This window comes from Stenotrophomonas sp. SBJS02, from assembly GCF_020428325.2.
GTDB classification, from domain to species: domain Bacteria; phylum Pseudomonadota; class Gammaproteobacteria; order Xanthomonadales; family Xanthomonadaceae; genus Stenotrophomonas; species Stenotrophomonas africana.
On sequence record NZ_CP109812.1, the window covers coordinates 3415075 to 3431935 of the forward strand.

Consider the following 16861-nt stretch of genomic DNA (forward strand, 5'->3'; position numbering starts at 1 on the left):
TTCGATCACGGCAGGCGGGCCAGCAGTTCGCGCGCCTGTGCCTGGCTGTGCAGATCGCCGTCTTCTGCGACTTCCAGCAGCAGGGTACGCGCAGTCTGTGCGTCGCCCAGGTCAAGATAGGCGATGGCCAGCTCCAGGCGCTCCTGGCCGGCACGTGGCGACCAGCCCGCGTCGCCGGCAGGCGCGACCGCGCTCGACGCGATGTCGTCGGAATGAGAGGCCTCGACGCTGCCATGATCGATGCCGTCGATGGCTTCGGGACGTGCGGCATCCGCCGGAGCCTCGTTCTCATGCGCGTCGGCCGGCAGATCGAACACGCCGCGGAACTGCGGCTGCTGTTCGGCATGCAGCGCATAGTCCGGCACGCCTGTTTCGACCGGGGTTTCCGATGCGACCAGCTCGTCGTGCACCGGCTCGACGACACCCGCGCTGCTGGTGGTTACGGGTTCGTCCCAGCGCGGCAGATCGGTCACCGCCTCGGGCAATGCGACCATCTCGTCGTCGCGCAGCGTACCGGCCTGCCAGTCGGCCGACACCACGGGATCGACCACTGTTTCGGCCGGTGCCTCGGGCTCGCTCGCCCAGGCCGGCATCGCCGGTTCCTGGCGGCCACCATCGGCTACCGCCGACGACCACGAAGACCGCTCGGCCAGCGTATCCAGCGCCGCGCCCGCCGGCACCGCAGCGGCCAGGCCGGCGGCATCGTCTTCCTCACGCAGCGGCGGCAGCGGCGACGGCTTGCGACGACGCAGCAGCCAGGCCGCTCCGGCCGCAAGCAGCAGCACCGGCAGCCCCAGCCAGTACCACGGTGTTGCGGCATCCCGGGCATCCGGCGCCTGCGCCAGGCGCTGCTGCGCGGCGGCCAGGTCGTTGTCCTTCATCGCGATCAGCGACTGCTGCTGCTCCTTGAGTTTTTCCAGGTCGGCCACGCGCTGCTTCAGCTCGCCGATCTCGGCATCGCGGGTGGCGATGTCCTCACGCGCCTGGCGCAGTTGTTCGTTGCCCAGCATGTCACCCTCGCTGCCGGCAGCGGTGCCGGTGGTTGTGCCCGCGTGCACGGCGTCGGACGCCAGCGCCGGAGCGATTTCAAGTCGTGCCCCATTGGCCGCAGCCGGGGAAGAAGCGTTCGTGGCTGCCGCCTTGGCGACCGGGGCGACGGCACCCGCCGGTTGCGGCACGGTACGCGCCTGCCGCCATTGCGCGGCGTGCTCGCGCACGAGCGTCGCCGCTTCGGCAGCGTCGACCGCAGCAAGCGCGTCGCTGCCCGGCATGCGCAGCACCGCCCCCTGCTTGAGCAGGTTGACGTTGCCACGGATGAAGGCTTCGGGATTGGCACGCAGCAGGGCGATCATCGCGCGGTCGCGACTGACCTGGTTGCCACGTGCCACCGCACTGGCGATCTGCGACAGGGTCTGCCCGCGCTGCACGGTGATGCTGCCATCGGCCGCCGGTGCAGCAACCGGCGCGGAGGCCGCACGCGGGCGTGCCGGTGCTGGCGCCACCGCAGGGGGCGGCGTAGTGGGCGTCGCTGCTGCCGGCGCCGTTGCCGAAGCCGGTGCAGGTTCGCGCATGATGGTATTGGAGGGCGTGCCGGCCGGTGCGACGATCTCCGGCTCGGCCACGGCCAACGCACTGGGCGGCGCATCGACCAACGCCGAGTACTCGCGCACCAGGCGGCCCTGGCCCCAGTCGGCTTCGATCAGGAAGCTCAGTGACGGCGTCTCCACCGGCGCCTGCGAGGTGACGCGCACCACCGCCCTGCCCTGCGTGTCGCGGGTCAGTTCGAACTGCAGCTCACTGACCAGTCCGGTGGGCCGCTGCAGGCCGACACGTTCGAAGGTGACCGGTGAGGCCAGCGCCACGCGCAGGTTTTCCAGCTCGGATGGGTCCGCCGAGACCACCGGGATTTCGGCCAGCAGGGGCTGGCCCGGCTTGGACAGGACACGGATGTCGCCCAACCCCAGGGCGAGCGCCGAACTGCTGGCCAAGGCGAGCAGGGCGGTGGACAGATAGCTGAGCGGGCGCTTTGCGCCCTTGGCCCGTTTATTCATGGGCGACACTATAAAGCGTGCGGACCGGGGTCCGCACCCATGTAGAGCCGAGCCCATGCTCGGCTGCATGGCCTGAGCCGAGCGTGGGCTCGGCTCTACAGAAAAGGCCGGGCATTGCCCGGCCTCTCCATCAACGCTGTTCGGCGGCGACCAGTTCGGCCAGCTGCACGGCATTCAACGCCGCGCCCTTGCGCACGTTGTCCGACACGATCCACAGGTTCAGGCCGCGCGGGTGCGACAGGTCCTCGCGGATGCGGCCGACGTACACCGCGTCGGTGCCCGAGGCGTGGGTGACCGGGGTCGGGTAACCACCGGCTTCGTGACGGTCCACCACTTCGATGCCCGGCGACTGCTCCAGCAGCGCGCGCGCTTCGGCGACGGTGACCTTGTCACGGGTCTCGATCGCCACCGACTCGGAGTGGCCGTAGAACACCGGCACACGCACCGCGGTCGGGTTCACCAGGATGCTGTCGTCGCCGAGGATCTTGCGTGTTTCCCAGATCAGCTTCATCTCTTCCTTGGTGAAGCCGTTGTCCTGGAAGTCGTCGATGTGCGGGATCAGGTTGAAGGCGATCTGCACCGGGAAGCGCTGCGGATCGATTTCCTGGAAGCTCAGCAGCTGGCCGGTCTGCTTGCCCAGTTCCTCGGTAGCCGAACGGCCGCCGCCGGACACCGACTGGTAGGTGGAGACGTTGATGCGCTCGATGCCGTACTTGCGGTGCAGCGGCGCCAACGCCACCAGCATCTGCATGGTCGAGCAGTTCGGGTTGGCGATGATGCCGCGCGGACGGTTGGCGACCTGCTCCGGGTTGACCTCGGACACCACCAGCGGCACGTCATCGTCGTAACGGAAGGCCGAGGAGTTGTCGATCACCACCGCGCCCGCTGCGGCGAACTTCGGTGCGTATTCCTTGGACACGCTGCCGCCAGCCGAGAACAGGGCGATCTCGACACCGGTCGGATCGAAGGTGGCCAGGTCCTGGACCGTGACCTTCTGGCCGTTGAACTCGATCTCGCCGCCGGCCGAACGCTCGGAAGCGAGAACGCTCAGGGTACCGACCGGGAAATCACGCTCGGCCAGGATCGACAACATGGTCTCGCCGACCGCACCGGTGGCACCGACGACGGCGACGTGGAAACTGCGCTGTGCATTGCTCATGGGGGAAACTCTCACGAAAAACGGGAATGGGGAAAAAAACACGCACGACAGCTGGGTTCGGGGAACCTCCTCAAGCGGGGCGCGCGGAGGTTCCCTATCGTTTCCCGGTTTTTTTGCCCAGCGTCACGCGCGCGGCCATCGCCGCGTCAGCGTTGATCGCGCTCGGCATGCACGACGGGCCGCCATCCAGGCCGAGCCCGGCAACCAGATTATCCACGGCCAGCTGTACCATCGCCGTGCGCGTGGCCAGGGAGGCGCTGCCGATATGCGGAGTGAGCACGACGTTGCGCAGTGCCAGCAGTTCGGGGCGCACCTTCGGCTCGCCTTCGTACACATCCAGACCCGCTGCAGCAAGGCGACCGTTGGCCAGCGCATCGGCCAGCGCGATCTCATCAACCAGGCCACCACGGGCGATGTTCACCAGCGTCGCCGACGGCTTCATCTTCGCCAGCGCGGCGGCATCGATCAGGTGGTGCGAGGCCGCGGTATACGGCAGCACCAGCAGCAGGTGATCGGACTGCGCCAGCAGCGTGTCCAGATCTACGTAACGGGCCCCCACCTCCGCCTCGGTCGCGGCGGGCAGCCGCGAGCGGTTGTGATACAGCACCTTCATGCCAAAACCATGCGCGCCGCGGCGGGCGATGCCCTGGCCGATGCGGCCCATGCCGAGGATGCCCAGCGTGCTGCCGTGGATGTCGGCACCGAGCATGGTCTGGAACGACCACTGCTGCCACTGGCCTTCGCGCAGCCAGCGCTCGGATTCAGTGATGCGGCGCGCGGTGGCCATCAGCAACGCGAAGCCGAGATCGGCGGTGGTTTCGGTCAGGACGTCCGGCGTGTTGCTGGCCAGGATGCCGGCCGCGCTGAGCGCGTCGACATCCAGGTTGTTGTAGCCGACGCCGACATTGGCGATCACCTGCAGCTGCGTGGCATCGGCCACCTGGGCCGCACCGATGCGTTCGTTGAGGGTGATGATCGCGCCGTCGGCGCTGGCCAGCTGTTCGGCGATCTGGTCGGGCGACCAGGCGGTGACGGTGTCGGTGCTGCGCAGCTGCACGCGATCGCGCAGCGGCGCGATGGCCGCGTCGATCAGCGGCTGGCTCACCCACACGGTCGGCCGCGTGTCAGCCATCGATCTGCCCGGGAATGCGCGGGGTGATCGTGCCGACATCGCCGCACTGCGCGCGATGGCGCAGTGCCTGGTCCATCAGCACCATCGCCACCATCGCCTCGGCGATCGGAGTGGCACGGATGCCGACGCAGGGATCATGGCGCCCGGTGGTGACCACCTCGACCACGTTGCCGGCCGTGTCCAGCGACGGACCCGGCAGACGCAGGCTGGAGGTCGGCTTCAACGCAATTGACGCGACCACGGGCTGGCCGGTGGAAATGCCACCGAGGATGCCACCCGCATGGTTGCTGGCGAAGCCCTGCGGGGTCAGCAGGTCGCGATGTTCGGTGCCCTTCTGCGCAGCGCTGGCGAAACCGTCACCGATCTCCACGCCCTTCACCGCATTGATGCTCATCAGCGCGGCGGCCAGGTCACCGTCGAGCTTGCCGTAGATCGGCTCGCCCCAGCCCGGCGGCACGTTGTCGGCCACCACGTCCACGCGCGCACCGACCGAATCACCGGACTTGCGCAGCGCATCCATGTACGCCTCCAGCTCCGGCACCTGTGCGGCGTGCGGCCAGAAGAACGGGTTGTCTTCCACCGCCGACCAGTCGAAACCGGCCGGAGTGATGTCGCCCAGCTGCGACAGGTAGCCACGCACGGTGACGCCGAAGCGCTCGGCCAACCACTTCTTGGCGACCACGCCGGCGGCCACGCGCATGGTGGTTTCGCGCGCCGAGGAACGGCCGCCACCACGCGGGTCGCGGATGCCGTACTTGTGCCAGTAGCTGTAGTCGGCATGACCCGGCCGGAACTGCTGGCCGATGTTGGCGTAGTCCTTGCTGCGCTGGTCGGTGTTGCGGATCAGCAGGGCGATCGGCGTGCCGGTGGTCAGGCCCTCGTACACGCCGGACAGGATCTCGACCTCATCGGCCTCGCGGCGCGCCGAGGTGTGCCTGCTCTTGCCGGTCGCGCGGCGCTGCAGGTCGTGGGCGAATTCGGCCGCGTCCAGTGCCAGCCCCGGGGGGCAGCCATCGATCACGCAGCCGATGGCCGGCCCGTGCGACTCGCCGAACGTGGTGACGGTGAACAGCTTGCCGAACGAATTGGAGCTCACGGGCGCTGCGCCGCCAGTTCGGTGATGCGTGCGCTGTGGGCGATCAGCTCGCGGCATTCGACCGCGAAGATGCCCATCTGGCCGACCTTGAACTCGATCCAGGCGAAGTCGACTTCCGGCAGCAGCTTGATCAGGTGCTGCTCGGATTCGCCCACTTCGCAGATCAGCAGACCGTCTTCGCTCAGGTGCAGCGGGGCGTCGCGCAGGATCTTCAGCACCAGGTCCAGGCCGTCGTCGCCGGCACGCAGGCCCATCTCCGGCTCGTAGGAGTATTCCTGCGGCAGGGCATCGGTCTCGTCGTTGGTGACGTACGGCGGGTTGGTGACGATCAGGTCGTAGTGGCGGCCGGTCAGGCCGTTGAACAGGTCCGACTTGAGCAGCGTGACGTTGTGCGCCTGCAGGCGCTCCTTGTTTTCCTCGGCCAGCGACAGCGCGTCGTCACTCAGGTCGACACCGTCCACTTCCCAGTTCGGGTAGTAGTGGCCCATGGCGATGGCGATGCAGCCCGAACCGGTGCACAGGTCCAGCGCACGACTGACATCGCGGCCGGCCAGCCACGGCTCGAAGCCGCATTCGATCAGTTCGGCGATCGGCGAGCGCGGCACCAGGGCGCGCTTGTCGCTCTTGAAGCTCAGGCCGGCGAACCAGGCCTCACCGGTCAGGTAGGCGGCCGGGATGCGTTCATCGATGCGACGCTGGAACAGCTCCAGCACGCGCAGCTTCTCCGCCTGCAGCAGGCGCGCCTGGCCATAGGCCGGGCCGAGATCGTGCGGCAGGTGCAGGCTGTGCAGCACCAGCTGGGTGGCCTCATCCAGCGCGTTGTCGTAGCTGTGCCCGAAGGTCAGTCCGGCTTCGTTGAAACGGCTGGTGCCGTAGCGGATCAGATCGATGATCGTGTGGAGTTCGGCGGCCGTTTCAGCGGTCATGGCGGTACTGCGGGCAAAGTGGCCCCCGATTATAGGGGCTGGCGCCCGTGGCGGCATCCGTTGCGGCGGAAACGATCGGGCCGCAGCCGGTATGATGGAGCCCATTTCGCGCGGGAGCCCCCATGTTCAATCGCAACGCCGGCATCATCCTGCTGATCGCCCTGGCGGCGGGGCTCGGCCTGCTGGCCGCCCAGCAGGCATTCGCGCCCAAGCCCCCGGCCAACGCCCCGGCCACCGAAGCAATCACGTTGTACCCGCAGCCGCGTGCGCTGCCCGACTTCAACCTGGCGCAGTCCGACGGCACCCGCCTGATCCCGGGCGAGCTGAAGGGCCACTGGACCCTGGTGTTCCTGGGCTTCACTTTCTGCCCCGACGTCTGCCCGACCACCCTGGCCGAGCTGGCTGGCGCGCAGAACCAGTGGGAAGCCCTGCCTGACACGCTGCGCCCGCGGGTGCTGTTCATCTCGGTCGACCCCGAACGGGACAGCGCCACGCGGCTGGGCGAGTACGTGCACGGCTTCCACAAGGACACCCTGGCCGCAACCGCCGATGTGCCCTCGCTGGAACGCTTCGCCACCTCGCTGGGCTTCGTGTTCCAGAAGGTGCCGGGCAAGCACTTCGACGAGAATCCCGAGGATTACACCGTCGAGCACTCGGCCAGCCTGGCCGTGCTCGACCCGCAGGGCCGTCTTGCCGGCCTGGTACGCCCCCCGTTCAACGCGCCGGCCATTGCCCGCGACCTGCAGAAGCTGACCGAGAAAACCGCCCCATGAGCCTCACCACCGCCCTGACGTACGCCCTGCCCCATCGCCTGCTGTCCTCGATGGCGCGCTCGCTGGCGTACTCGGACGATCCGCGCGTGTCGCGCTGGCTGATCGACACGGTCACCCGCAAGTTCAACGTCAACCTGGACGAAGCGGCCAACCCGGACCCGCGCAGCTATCCGACCTTCAACCAGTTCTTCACCCGTGCGCTGAAGCCGGGCGCGCGCGTGGCCGATGCCGATCCGCGCAGCCTGGTGATGCCGGCCGACGGCCGCATCAGCCAGCTGGGGAAGATCGAGGCCGGCCGCATCTTCCAGGCCAAGGGGCAGTCGTTCACCGCCGCCGAGCTGCTGGGCAGCGACGAAGACGCCAAGCCGTACAACGACGGCCTGTACGCCACCGTGTACCTGTCCCCGCGCGACTACCACCGCGTGCACATGCCGTGGACCGGCACCCTGCGTGAAACCGTGCACGTGCCGGGCCGCCTGTTCAGCGTTGGTCCTGCGGCCGTCAACGGGGTGCCGCGCCTGTTCGCCCGCAACGAGCGCCTGGTCTGCCACTTCGACACCAGCTTCGGGCCGATGGTCAGCGTGATGGTCGGTGCGCTGCTGGTGTCCGGTGTGGAAACCGTATGGAGCGGCGAAGAAATTCCGCACTATGGCGATCGCATCACCCGCAAGGATTACCGCGGCCAGGGCATCAAGCTGGAGCGCTTCGCCGAGATGGCGCGCTTCAACTATGGTTCAACCGTGATCGTGCTGCTGCCGCCGGGCGTGGCCGAGTTCGCACCGCAGCTGGGCGCCGAAAGCCCGGTGCAGCTGGGCCAGGCGCTGGCGAAACTGCGCTGAGGTACATGTAGAGCCGAGCCCATGCTCGGCTGCTGGCTGCAACCGGTCATGCATTTCTGTGGGCAAAGGAAGCCGAGCATGGGCTCGGCTCTACAGCCAGAAGCGCGTTACTGCAGGGCCGGGGCCGGGCCGACGTCCATGCCGTCGTAATCTTCCACGCCCTTCTCCGCGGCCAGCGCCGCGAACTCCTGGTTGCGACGGTCCAGCGAGGCTTCGTCGTGGATTTCCACGCGCTCCACGTGCAGCACGTGGAACGGCGCATCGCCCTCTTCCGGCTCCTGCTCGAACAGTTCCACGAAGATATAGCCCTGCGCCTGCAGGTGCCCTGCCAGTGCCTGCAACGGCTCAGCAGTGGAGTGCACGAAGAAGTACCCCCACAGCAACGGGCCGTTGATGTCCCAGTCGGTGTTTTCGCGGAGGTTGGCGAACAGGTTGCGGGTGTCTTCGAGGTCCATGCGGATTCCAGGGGTCGGGGGAATTACTTGTCGCAGCCCTGCAGCTTCAGCGTCTGGCCGTGGCGCAGGCTGTAGGCCGGGGCTCTCAGGCCATTGGCGCGGGCCAGGGTCGGCACGTCGCACTGGAACTTCGCCGCGATGGCACCCAGGGTTTCGCCCTTGCCCACCTTGTGGCTGCGCACCGGTTTCGGCCGGGCGGCCGGTGCCGGGCGCGGCGCCGCCACCGCAGCCACCGGTGCGGTCGGCACGCTGGTGGATGCGGCCGCGTCGGCCACCGGCACCACACCACCCACCGCCACGCTGCCGGTGTAGCTGGCCGCAGTCGGGCGCTTGATCGCCGCATTCAGATCGGCGGTGATCAGGGTGCGGGCCAGGTCGGCGCGCGGGCCACTGACACAGTTGCGCTGGTACAGGCCGGCGATGCGGGTGGTAGCGTTGATCAGCGTACCGGCCGGAATCCAGCCATCGGCTTCATAGCGCGGGTTGAGGTTGCGCAGCGCGCGCATGTAGCCATCGCGCGTACCGTGGCTGCCCAGGCAGATGGTCAGTTCGTAGATGGTGGTGGACTTGGCAAGGCGCAGCGTGGCCGGCTGGGCGCTGATCTTCGGGAACTCCACGCCGTACTGCTGCGGGTGCAGGAAGATCCAGGCCGCGGCGATCACCATCGGGACGTAGTCCTTGGTCTCGCCCGGGAACTGGTTGTAGACGCTGTCGGTCCAGAAGCTCTGCCCAGCACTCTGCTTGAACACGCGCGCGGCACGGCCTTCGCCACCGTTGTAGGCGGCCACCGACATTTCCACGTTGTTGTTCAGTTCGCGCAGGCGCTCGTTGAGGTAGCTGGCGCTGGCTTCAGCGGCACTGCGCGCATCGAAACGGGTATCGAAGCCGGTGCCGTCCGGGCCGAGGCCGAAGCGGCGGCCGGTGGCCGGCATGAACTGCATCAGGCCGGCTGCGCCGGCACGCGAGGAGGCGTGCACGCGACCGTTGGATTCCTTGGCCATGATGCCGAACAGCAGTGCCTCGGGCAGGCCACGCTTCTCCCACTCCGGCCACATCACCGCGCGCAGGTTCTGGTAGTTCTCATAGCTGGTGAGCAGCGCCGGGCGCATGTCGGTCAGCCAGCGGCGAATACCGGCCTGCACGGCCGGGTTGTATTCGACCATGCTGTCGAAGGCGTGCCGCTTGTCGTTGAGCAGCGCGGCGGCGCGGGCGGCTTCGGGCACGTCGGCGGTGAGCGGGCCGATGTGGTCGGGGTCGGCTTCCAGGCGGTCACCGCCCTCGTCGGCGACGTCATCGCTGGCGGCCGCATCGGCGTCGTGCTTGAGCAGGCGCTTGTAGCTGGCCAGCAGGGTGCCCATCTGGCAGCCCTTCTGCTTCACGCAGTCGTTGAGGACATCTTCCATGTCCTCCAGCGCGGCATCGGCCTCGTTGCTGCCCTTGGGGTCGGCGTTGGCGACCAGCAGCAGAGCGTCGCTGTAGCGCTTCTCGGCGGCGGTCATGCGCTGCTGCAGCGCATCCACCTTCACCTTGTCCCGGGCCGAGACCCGCTGTGCATGGGCGTCGGGTGCCAGGGAAACCAGGCCGGCCAGGGCCAGCAGCGGCCAACCGCGGGAAATCAGGACAGGAACGGGCATTGATGGCACTGTGTGCGAAACAGGCAGGCAGAGTAGCGGCGCCGCCAAGGTCCGGGCAAGCCGACCTTCGGACCGTCACCGCCGGCGGTTAACATTGGGCTATTCACCACAAGGGCTGGACCATGGATCCGATTCTGCTCGGCAAAGGCATTACCGACGATATTGCCGTCACCCTGCTGCCGAAACTCGGCAACCGCCACGGCCTGGTGGCCGGCGCCACCGGTACCGGCAAGACCGTGACCCTGATGACTCTGGCCGAGGGCTTTTCGCGACTGGGCGTGCCGGTATTCCTGGCCGATGTGAAGGGCGATGTCTCCGGCCTGGCCGTGCCCGGCACCGGCGCCGAGAACCTGCTCAAGCGCGCCGCCGAGATCGGCGTGGCCGACTACGCGCCGGCCGCCAGCCCGACCCTTTTCTGGGACCTGTACGGCAAGCTGGGTCACCCGGTGCGCACCACGGTCAGCGAGATGGGCCCGACCCTGCTGGCGCGCATCCTCGAGTTGAACGACACCCAGTCCGGCGTGCTAGACATCGTGTTCAAGCTGGCCGACGACCGTGGCCTGCTGCTGCTGGACATGGACGACCTGCGCGCCCTGCTTGGCCTGGTGGCCGAGGAGCGCAAGGACATCTCCACCGAATACGGCCTGGTCAGCGCGCAGTCCATCGCTGCGATCCAGCGTTCGGTGCTGCGCCTGGCGCAGGATGGCGGCGAGAACTTCTTCGGTGAGCCGGCCCTGGAACTGGCCGACATCATGCGGGTCAATCACGACGGCCGCGGCGTGATCGGCATCCTCGCCGCCGACCAGCTGGTGCTCAAGCCCAAGCTGTATTCGACCTTCCTGCTGTGGCTGCTGTCGGAGTTGTTCGAGCAGCTGCCGGAAGTGGGCGACCTGGACAAGCCGAAGCTGGTCTTCATCTTCGACGAGGCCCACCTGCTGTTCGACGACGCACCGGCCTCGCTGGTGCAGCGCATCGAGCAGGTGGTGCGCCTGATCCGCTCCAAGGGCGTGGGCGTGTACTTCTGCTCGCAGTTCCCTGATGACGTGCCGGGCAACATCCTCGGCCAGCTGGGCAACCGCGTGCAGCATGCGCTGCGTGCATTCACCCCGCGCGACCAGAAGGCAGTGAAGACCGCGGCTGAAACCTTCGTGCCGAACCCGAAGCTGGACGTGGCCAAGGTACTGAGCCAGCTCGGCACCGGCGAAGCGCTGGTCTCTACGCTGCAGGACAAGGGCGTGCCGATGCCGGTGCAGCAGACGATGATTGCACCGCCGCGCTGCCGGATGGGGCCGATCACCGAGGCCGAGCGTGCCCAGGTGCGTGCCGGCAGCCCGGTCGGCAGCCGCTACGACACCGCGATCAACCGCGAATCGGCCGCCGAACTGCTGGCCCAGCGTGCGCAGAAGACCGTCGAACAGGCGCAGGCGCCGGCCGCGCGCAGCCGTGAGCAGGACGAAGCGCAGGAAGGCGGTTTCGGCCAGGCGATCAAGGATGCGATTTTCGGCACCAAGCGCCGCCAGGGCATGATCGAAACCATGGCCAAGCAGACCACGCGTACCGTTGGCACCAAGCTGGGCAACCAGATCGTGCGCGGCCTGCTGGGCGGCATCTTCGGCGGCAAGCGCTGACCTGCCGCTACTGGGATCGGAGCCCTTTCCGCTGGAAAGGGATCTGGCCCCGCGGTCGGATCCCACCCGCCAGGGCGGGCTCCGCCCCCGCTCCCCCGTTCGTCATCCAGAAAAGAAGTCGCACCACATGTCGCGTTGGCGTCCCCCTGCAGAAAAGAGTACCGCCCTGATCACCGCCTCCGGCCACGCCCGGTTGAAGGCCGAACTGGATGACCTGTGGCGTGTGCGGCGCCCCGAGGTGGTGAAGGCACTGGCCGCAGCCGCCGCAGAAGGCGACCGTTCGGAAAACGCCGAGTACACCTATCGAAAGAAGCAGCTGGGCGAGATCGACCGCCGCGTGCGCTATCTGACCAAGCGGCTGGAATCGCTGCGCGTGGTCGACACCACGCCGACCGATCCGCAGGCGGTATTCTTCGGCGCATGGGTGGAACTGGAGAACGTGGACAGCGGCGACACCAGCCGCTATCGCATTGTCGGTCCGGATGAGACCGACGCAGGCCTGGGCTGGATCAGCATCGATTCGCCGCTGGCGCGTGCGCTGCTGAAGAAGCGGCTGGATGATGAATTCTCGGTGGAACTGCCCGGCGGCCAGTTCACCTTTGCGGTAATCGGGGTGGAATACGAGCCTGTGTAGCGTCGAGCATGGCTCGACTGCCTGCCCTTTGTAGAGCCGAGCCCATGCTCGGCTGATGGGCAAACGCAGCCGAGCATGGGCTCGGCTCTACAACGGCAACCCCACCAGCGGCAACGGATACTGGCGACCGGCACGCAGCGGGCGGAAATAATCGGCATTGCGATAGAAGGCGGAATCCTGCACGCCATGCCAGCCGGGAATACCGGCCAATGGCAGGGGCCGCAGCTGCAGCGGATCGGTCACTGCCCTGCCCTCGGCGATGGCCGCGGTCACTGCGTCAACGCAGGCATCATCGACTTCGTCGCGCACCACCACGCACTTGCCCACCAGCAGACGCCCCGGCAGCAGCGCCTGCTCCATCAGCGCATGGCCGAATACCGCAGCGATGGCGATGTCGCCGCTCAGCCAGTATCTCGATTCGAACAGTGCACGCCAGTCGTGCGCATCCCAGGCGGCCAGCAGCGTGTGATGGCGCACGCGCACGATCACGCCGGTCTCGTCGAACTGGGTCAGTGCCGCCTGTGCGCGATTGCGCTGGCCCGGCGGCATGGATGCGATATGCCTGCACTGCTGCACGTTGAGCGCCTGCTTGAGCTGCGGGTAACGGGCCCACACCAGTGCGTTGAACAGGTCATGCCAGTTGTCGGCGCGGGTGGCGATGCGCCCCTGTGCGATGCGGACTTCGTAGTGCAGGCCGTCCGTCAGCAGCGTGGCATCCTGCTCGACCAGATGCTTGCCGGGCAGCGCGAGGCGTGTCTCGAGCGCTGCAATGGACGGCCACTCCGGGCTGGCCAGCAGGTCACGAACGTCGCGCAATCCGGCAAACACCGGGTGCGCGAACACCTGCGGATCGACCGCCGCACGCGGCGGCGGCACGAAGCGGCGGACGCCGCTGCCGTCACCGGCGGCGGTCGTCGCTGCGGTCACAGCATCTTGAGATCGAATGCCGGGCGGGTGGCGGCCGGCAGCGCGTCACCGTACAGGTCGTGCTCGTCGCTCTCGGTGATTTCCACATCCACGAATTCGCCCACGCGCAGTGGCACCTGGTCGGCATTCTGGATGTGCACCAGGCCGTCGATCTCCGGGGCATCGGCCTTGGAGCGGGCCACGGCGATATCGCCTTCGATGGCGTCGACCAGGCACTGCTGCACGGTGCCGATCTTGGCCTCCAGGCGCGCGGCTGAGATCTGCGCCTGCTTCTCCATGAAGCGGGCCAGACGTTCCTGTTTCACCTCTTCCGGCACCGCATCGGGCAGATCGTTGGCGGTGGCACCTTCAACCGGTGAATAGGCGAACGCGCCCACGCGGTCCAGCTGCGCTTCGTCAAGGAACGACAGCAGCTCTTCGAACTCGGATTCGGTCTCGCCCGGGAAGCCGACGATGAAGGTCGAGCGCACGGTGATGTCCGGCGCGATGCGGCGCCAGTTCTGCACGCGCTCCAGGGTCTTCTCGACCGCACCGGGGCGCTTCATCAGCCGCAGGATGCGCGGGCTGGCGTGCTGGAACGGGATGTCCAGGTACGGCAGGATGCGGTTCTCGGCCATCAGCGGCACCACTTCGTCCACGTGCGGGTAGGGGTAGACGTAGTGCATGCGCACCCACGCATCCAGCTCGGACAGGCCTTCGCACAGCGCCTTCAGGCGGGTCTGGTAGGCCTTGTTGCGCCACATCTTTTCGGCGTACTTCACGTCCACACCGTAGGCCGAGGTGTCCTGCGAAACCACCAGCAGCTCGCGCACGCCACCGCGTACCAGGCGTTCGGCTTCGCGCAGCACCTCATCCACCGGGCGCGAGACCAGCTTGCCTCGCATCGACGGAATGATGCAGAAGCTGCACTTGTGGTTGCAGCCTTCGGAAATCTTCAGGTAAGCGTAATGGCGCGGAGTCAGCTTGATACCGTAGTCGGGCACCAGGTCCACGAACGGATCGTGCTTGGGCGGCAATGCTTCATGCACCGCTTCCATCACGCTCTGGTAGTCCTGCGGGCCGGACACCGCCAGCACGTTGGGGTACGCCTCGCGGATCTGCTCAGGGCGCTTGCCCAGGCAGCCGGTGACGATGACCTTGCCGTTCTGGTTCATCGCCTCGCCGATCGCGTCCAGCGACTCGGTCACCGCCGAATCGATGAAGCCACAGGTGTTGACCACCACCACATCGGCCGAATCGTAGGACGGGACGATGTCGTAGCCTTCCGAGCGGAGCTGGGTAAGGATGCGTTCGGAATCGACAAGGGCCTTCGGGCAGCCAAGGCTGACGAAGCCGACTTTGGGGTTCAGCTGGGACATGGAATCGCGGGACTCTGGGGGCCTGGGCCCCTGCCGGCGTGGCAGGGGTTCCTGGGGGCCGGGGCCTGAAAGGGCGCCAGTATACCGGGGTTGGCGACCTCGCTCTGAATGGCCAGCCGCCCGATCACGCACAGCCGCTGACACCGCGCTAACCCGCGCAGCACCGACAATGCGGGTCTGTTCCCGCAATGAGGTAGAAGCAATGGCCGAGTGGATCACCCTGGATACGCACCACGGCGCGGTACGGGCCTGGCAGGCCCTCCCTGAAGGCACCCCGCGCGGCGGGCTGGTGGTGGTGCAGGAAATTTTCGGCGCCAACCCGCACATCCGCGGCGTAGCCGAGCGCTTCGCGGCCGAAGGCTACGCGGTGCTGGCGCCGTCCTTCTTCGACCTGGTTGATGGCGCAGAAGCCGATCCGGATGCCCTGCCCTATGACGCCGACGGCGTGAAGCAGGGCCTGGAACGGGTGAGCGCGCTGGGCATGGAGAAGGCGCTGGAAGTGGTCCGCGCGGCGGCCACCCGGCTGGCCCCCTACGGCAAGGTCGGCACCGTCGGCTACTGCTGGGGCGGCACGGTAGCGATGCTGTCCGCGCTGCGCCTGGGCCTGCCCTCGGTCAGCTACTACGGTGCGCGCAACGTCCAGTTCCTGGATGAGACGCCCAAGGCCCCGGTGATTTTCCACTTTGGCGCCCAGGACCGCAGCATCCCGCCGGAGGCCGTGCAGGCCCACCGGGAGAAGCTGCCGCAGATGGCCACCTACGTCTATCCGGCCGATCACGCCTTCAACCGGGAGGTCGGACATGCGTATGATCCAGACAGCGCCGCCCTGGCGCTGCAACGCACCCTGGACTTCTTCTCGGAGCATCTTGGATGAGCGATTTCGAACTCGATTCACGCCTGGCCACCGATAGCGTGCTGGTGGCGGAAGGACCGTTGTCGCAAGTGCGGCTGATGAACGACGAACGATTCCCCTGGCTGGTACTCGTGCCGCGTCTGGCCGGGGTGACCGAGTGGATCGAGCTGGACGGCGAGCAGCAGGACAAGCTGCGCACCGAGCTCAACCGCGCCTGCAAGGCCCTGAAGGGCTCCGACGGCGTGGAGAAGATCAACATCGGCGCGCTGGGCAACATCGTGCGCCAGCTGCACTTCCACGTGATCGGGCGTCACGATGGCGACCCGGCCTGGCCCGGCCCGGTCTGGGGCAGCGGGCCGGCGCACCGCTACGAGCCGGCCGCGCTGGACCAGCATGTCGCCTACTGGAAGGAACGGCTAGGATATCCGGCCCACTCCTGAGCGTTCGCCGACCCGATGCGATTCAACCTCGTTGCCGCCATCCTGCTGATCCTGATCGGTCTGTTCATGCTCGCCAGCAACCTCGGCTGGACGCACCTGAACCTGTCCAAGCTGCTGCTGACCTGGTGGCCGGTGGCGCTGGTGGGTGTCGGTATCGCGATGCTGTTCGGTCGCGGGAAATGAAGAAGGCGGCGCATTGCGCCGCCTTCTTCATGTAGAGCCGGGCCATGCTCGGCTGCCTTGACGTCAGGCCGAGCATCGCCCGGCCCCACAAGCTGCCGACAGCCTTCAGGTCCGCGGCAGGGTCACGCCGGTCTGGCCCTGGTACTTGCCACCACGGTCACGATACGACGTCTCGCAGACGTCATCGGCCGCCGCCTGGAAGAACAACATCTGTGCGACGCCTTCGTTGGCATAGATGCGCGCCGGCAGCGGCGTGGTGTTGCTGAACTCAAGGGTCACGTGGCCCTCCCACTCCGGCTCCAGCGGGGTCACGTTGACGATGATGCCGCAGCGCGCGTAGGTGCTCTTGCCCAGGCACACCACCAGGGTGTCGCGCGGAATGCGGAAGTATTCAACGGTACGCGCCAGCGCGAAGCTGTTCGGCGGAATGATGCACTCGTCGGCGGTGATGTCGACGAAGCTGCCCGAGTCGAAGCGCTTGGGATCGACGATGGTCGAGTTGATGTTGGTGAACACCTTGAACTCGCGCGAGCAGCGCACGTCATAGCCATAGCTGGACGTGCCATAGCTGACGATGCGCTCGCCGTTGGCCTGCTTGACCTGCCCTGCCTCGAACGGCTCGATCATGCCGTGCTGCTCGGACATGCGGCGGATCCAACGGTCACTCTTGATGCTCATGCTCTGTCCTGTTGAACGAGGGGGAAACGGGCTGCGCCCGAGGCGGCGATTCTACAGGCGGGCCGACTGTGCCGGCCATGATGCGGATTGGCGCG

At 67.4% G+C, this 16861-nt stretch carries 17 protein-coding genes; 7 read left to right on the forward strand and 10 right to left on the reverse strand.

What is annotated here, in order from left to right; all coding sequences use genetic code 11:
• Positions 1 to 5: 5 nt before the first annotated feature.
• From FQS62_RS15920 to prmB, 5 genes are all read right to left on the reverse strand, one after another.
• Positions 6 to 2051 (reverse strand): motility hub landmark protein FimV, encoded by a 2046-nt coding sequence (locus FQS62_RS15920; RefSeq protein WP_208043857.1) that lies wholly within the window; start codon positions 2049 to 2051, stop codon positions 6 to 8.
• 130 nt (positions 2052 to 2181) lie between these two features.
• The gene (locus FQS62_RS15925) at positions 2182 to 3210 is read right to left on the reverse strand and encodes an aspartate-semialdehyde dehydrogenase (protein WP_049445577.1); all 1029 of its coding nucleotides are present in this window, start codon (positions 3208 to 3210) and stop codon (positions 2182 to 2184) included.
• A 94-nt stretch (positions 3211 to 3304) separates the two neighbouring features.
• On the reverse strand, positions 3305 to 4342 hold the full coding sequence (locus FQS62_RS15930; RefSeq protein ID WP_088479892.1) for a 2-hydroxyacid dehydrogenase: 1038 nt from the start codon (positions 4340 to 4342) through the stop codon (positions 3305 to 3307).
• A complete protein-coding gene (gene aroC / locus FQS62_RS15935; protein WP_049447700.1) occupies positions 4335 to 5438 on the reverse strand; it encodes a chorismate synthase in 1104 nt (367 codons plus the stop codon). Before aroC ends, FQS62_RS15930 begins: the two co-directional genes overlap by 8 nt.
• Positions 5435 to 6364: a 50S ribosomal protein L3 N(5)-glutamine methyltransferase gene (gene prmB, locus FQS62_RS15940; protein ID WP_005410487.1), complete on the reverse strand. Its 930-nt coding sequence runs from the start codon at positions 6362 to 6364 to the stop codon at positions 5435 to 5437. Before prmB ends, aroC begins: the two co-directional genes overlap by 4 nt.
• Positions 6365 to 6486: 122 nt before the next feature.
• On the opposite strand from prmB, the gene FQS62_RS15945 reads away from it, so the two are divergent.
• A complete protein-coding gene (locus FQS62_RS15945) occupies positions 6487 to 7137 on the forward strand; it encodes an SCO family protein (protein ID WP_208043856.1) in 651 nt (216 codons plus the stop codon).
• Positions 7134 to 7976, forward strand: coding sequence for an archaetidylserine decarboxylase (gene asd, locus FQS62_RS15950; protein WP_099588647.1), 843 nt, complete (start codon positions 7134 to 7136; stop codon positions 7974 to 7976). The genes FQS62_RS15945 and asd overlap by 4 nt, the downstream gene beginning before the upstream one ends.
• A gap of 107 nt (positions 7977 to 8083) precedes the next feature.
• Here the strand turns inward: asd and FQS62_RS15955 are convergent, their stop codons facing one another.
• Together FQS62_RS15955 and FQS62_RS15960 are read right to left on the reverse strand one after the other, a co-directional pair.
• A complete protein-coding gene (locus FQS62_RS15955; RefSeq protein WP_164158644.1) occupies positions 8084 to 8431 on the reverse strand; it encodes a ribonuclease E inhibitor RraB in 348 nt (115 codons plus the stop codon).
• A 23-nt stretch (positions 8432 to 8454) separates the two neighbouring features.
• The gene (locus FQS62_RS15960) at positions 8455 to 10065 is read right to left on the reverse strand and encodes a transglycosylase SLT domain-containing protein (RefSeq protein ID WP_208043855.1); all 1611 of its coding nucleotides are present in this window, start codon (positions 10063 to 10065) and stop codon (positions 8455 to 8457) included.
• Positions 10066 to 10187: 122 nt separating this feature from the next.
• Between FQS62_RS15960 and FQS62_RS15965 the strand changes: the two genes are divergently transcribed.
• Positions 10188 to 11693, forward strand: a complete 1506-nt coding sequence (locus tag FQS62_RS15965; protein ID WP_049447705.1) for a helicase HerA-like domain-containing protein — start codon at positions 10188 to 10190, stop codon at positions 11691 to 11693.
• 127 nt (positions 11694 to 11820) lie between these two features.
• The gene (gene greB, locus FQS62_RS15970; RefSeq protein WP_019336668.1) at positions 11821 to 12327 is read left to right on the forward strand and encodes a transcription elongation factor GreB; all 507 of its coding nucleotides are present in this window, start codon (positions 11821 to 11823) and stop codon (positions 12325 to 12327) included.
• An 87-nt stretch (positions 12328 to 12414) separates the two neighbouring features.
• Here greB and FQS62_RS15975 read toward each other — a convergent pair whose 3' ends face one another.
• Positions 12415 to 13254 (reverse strand): DUF3025 domain-containing protein, encoded by an 840-nt coding sequence (locus FQS62_RS15975; RefSeq protein WP_208043875.1) that lies wholly within the window; start codon positions 13252 to 13254, stop codon positions 12415 to 12417.
• Complete coding sequence (gene rimO / locus FQS62_RS15980) at positions 13251 to 14612, reverse strand: 30S ribosomal protein S12 methylthiotransferase RimO (protein WP_049447709.1); 1362 nt, start codon at positions 14610 to 14612, stop codon at positions 13251 to 13253. Before rimO ends, FQS62_RS15975 begins: the two co-directional genes overlap by 4 nt.
• Before the next feature lie 202 nt (positions 14613 to 14814).
• Between rimO and FQS62_RS15985 the strand changes: the two genes are divergently transcribed.
• The 3 genes from FQS62_RS15985 to FQS62_RS15995 are packed head-to-tail and all read left to right on the forward strand — an operon-like array spanning position 14815 to position 16088.
• Positions 14815 to 15486: a dienelactone hydrolase family protein gene (locus FQS62_RS15985; protein ID WP_099588645.1), complete on the forward strand. Its 672-nt coding sequence runs from the start codon at positions 14815 to 14817 to the stop codon at positions 15484 to 15486.
• Positions 15483 to 15905, forward strand: coding sequence for an HIT domain-containing protein (locus tag FQS62_RS15990; protein ID WP_049447711.1), 423 nt, complete (start codon positions 15483 to 15485; stop codon positions 15903 to 15905). Before FQS62_RS15985 ends, FQS62_RS15990 begins: the two co-directional genes overlap by 4 nt.
• A gap of 15 nt (positions 15906 to 15920) precedes the next feature.
• Positions 15921 to 16088, forward strand: coding sequence for a LiaI-LiaF-like domain-containing protein (locus FQS62_RS15995; protein ID WP_005410498.1), 168 nt, complete (start codon positions 15921 to 15923; stop codon positions 16086 to 16088).
• A gap of 105 nt (positions 16089 to 16193) precedes the next feature.
• On the opposite strand, the gene dcd is transcribed toward FQS62_RS15995, so the two are convergent.
• Positions 16194 to 16766 (reverse strand): dCTP deaminase, encoded by a 573-nt coding sequence (gene dcd / locus FQS62_RS16000; protein WP_049447712.1) that lies wholly within the window; start codon positions 16764 to 16766, stop codon positions 16194 to 16196.
• Positions 16767 to 16861 lie beyond the last annotated feature (95 nt).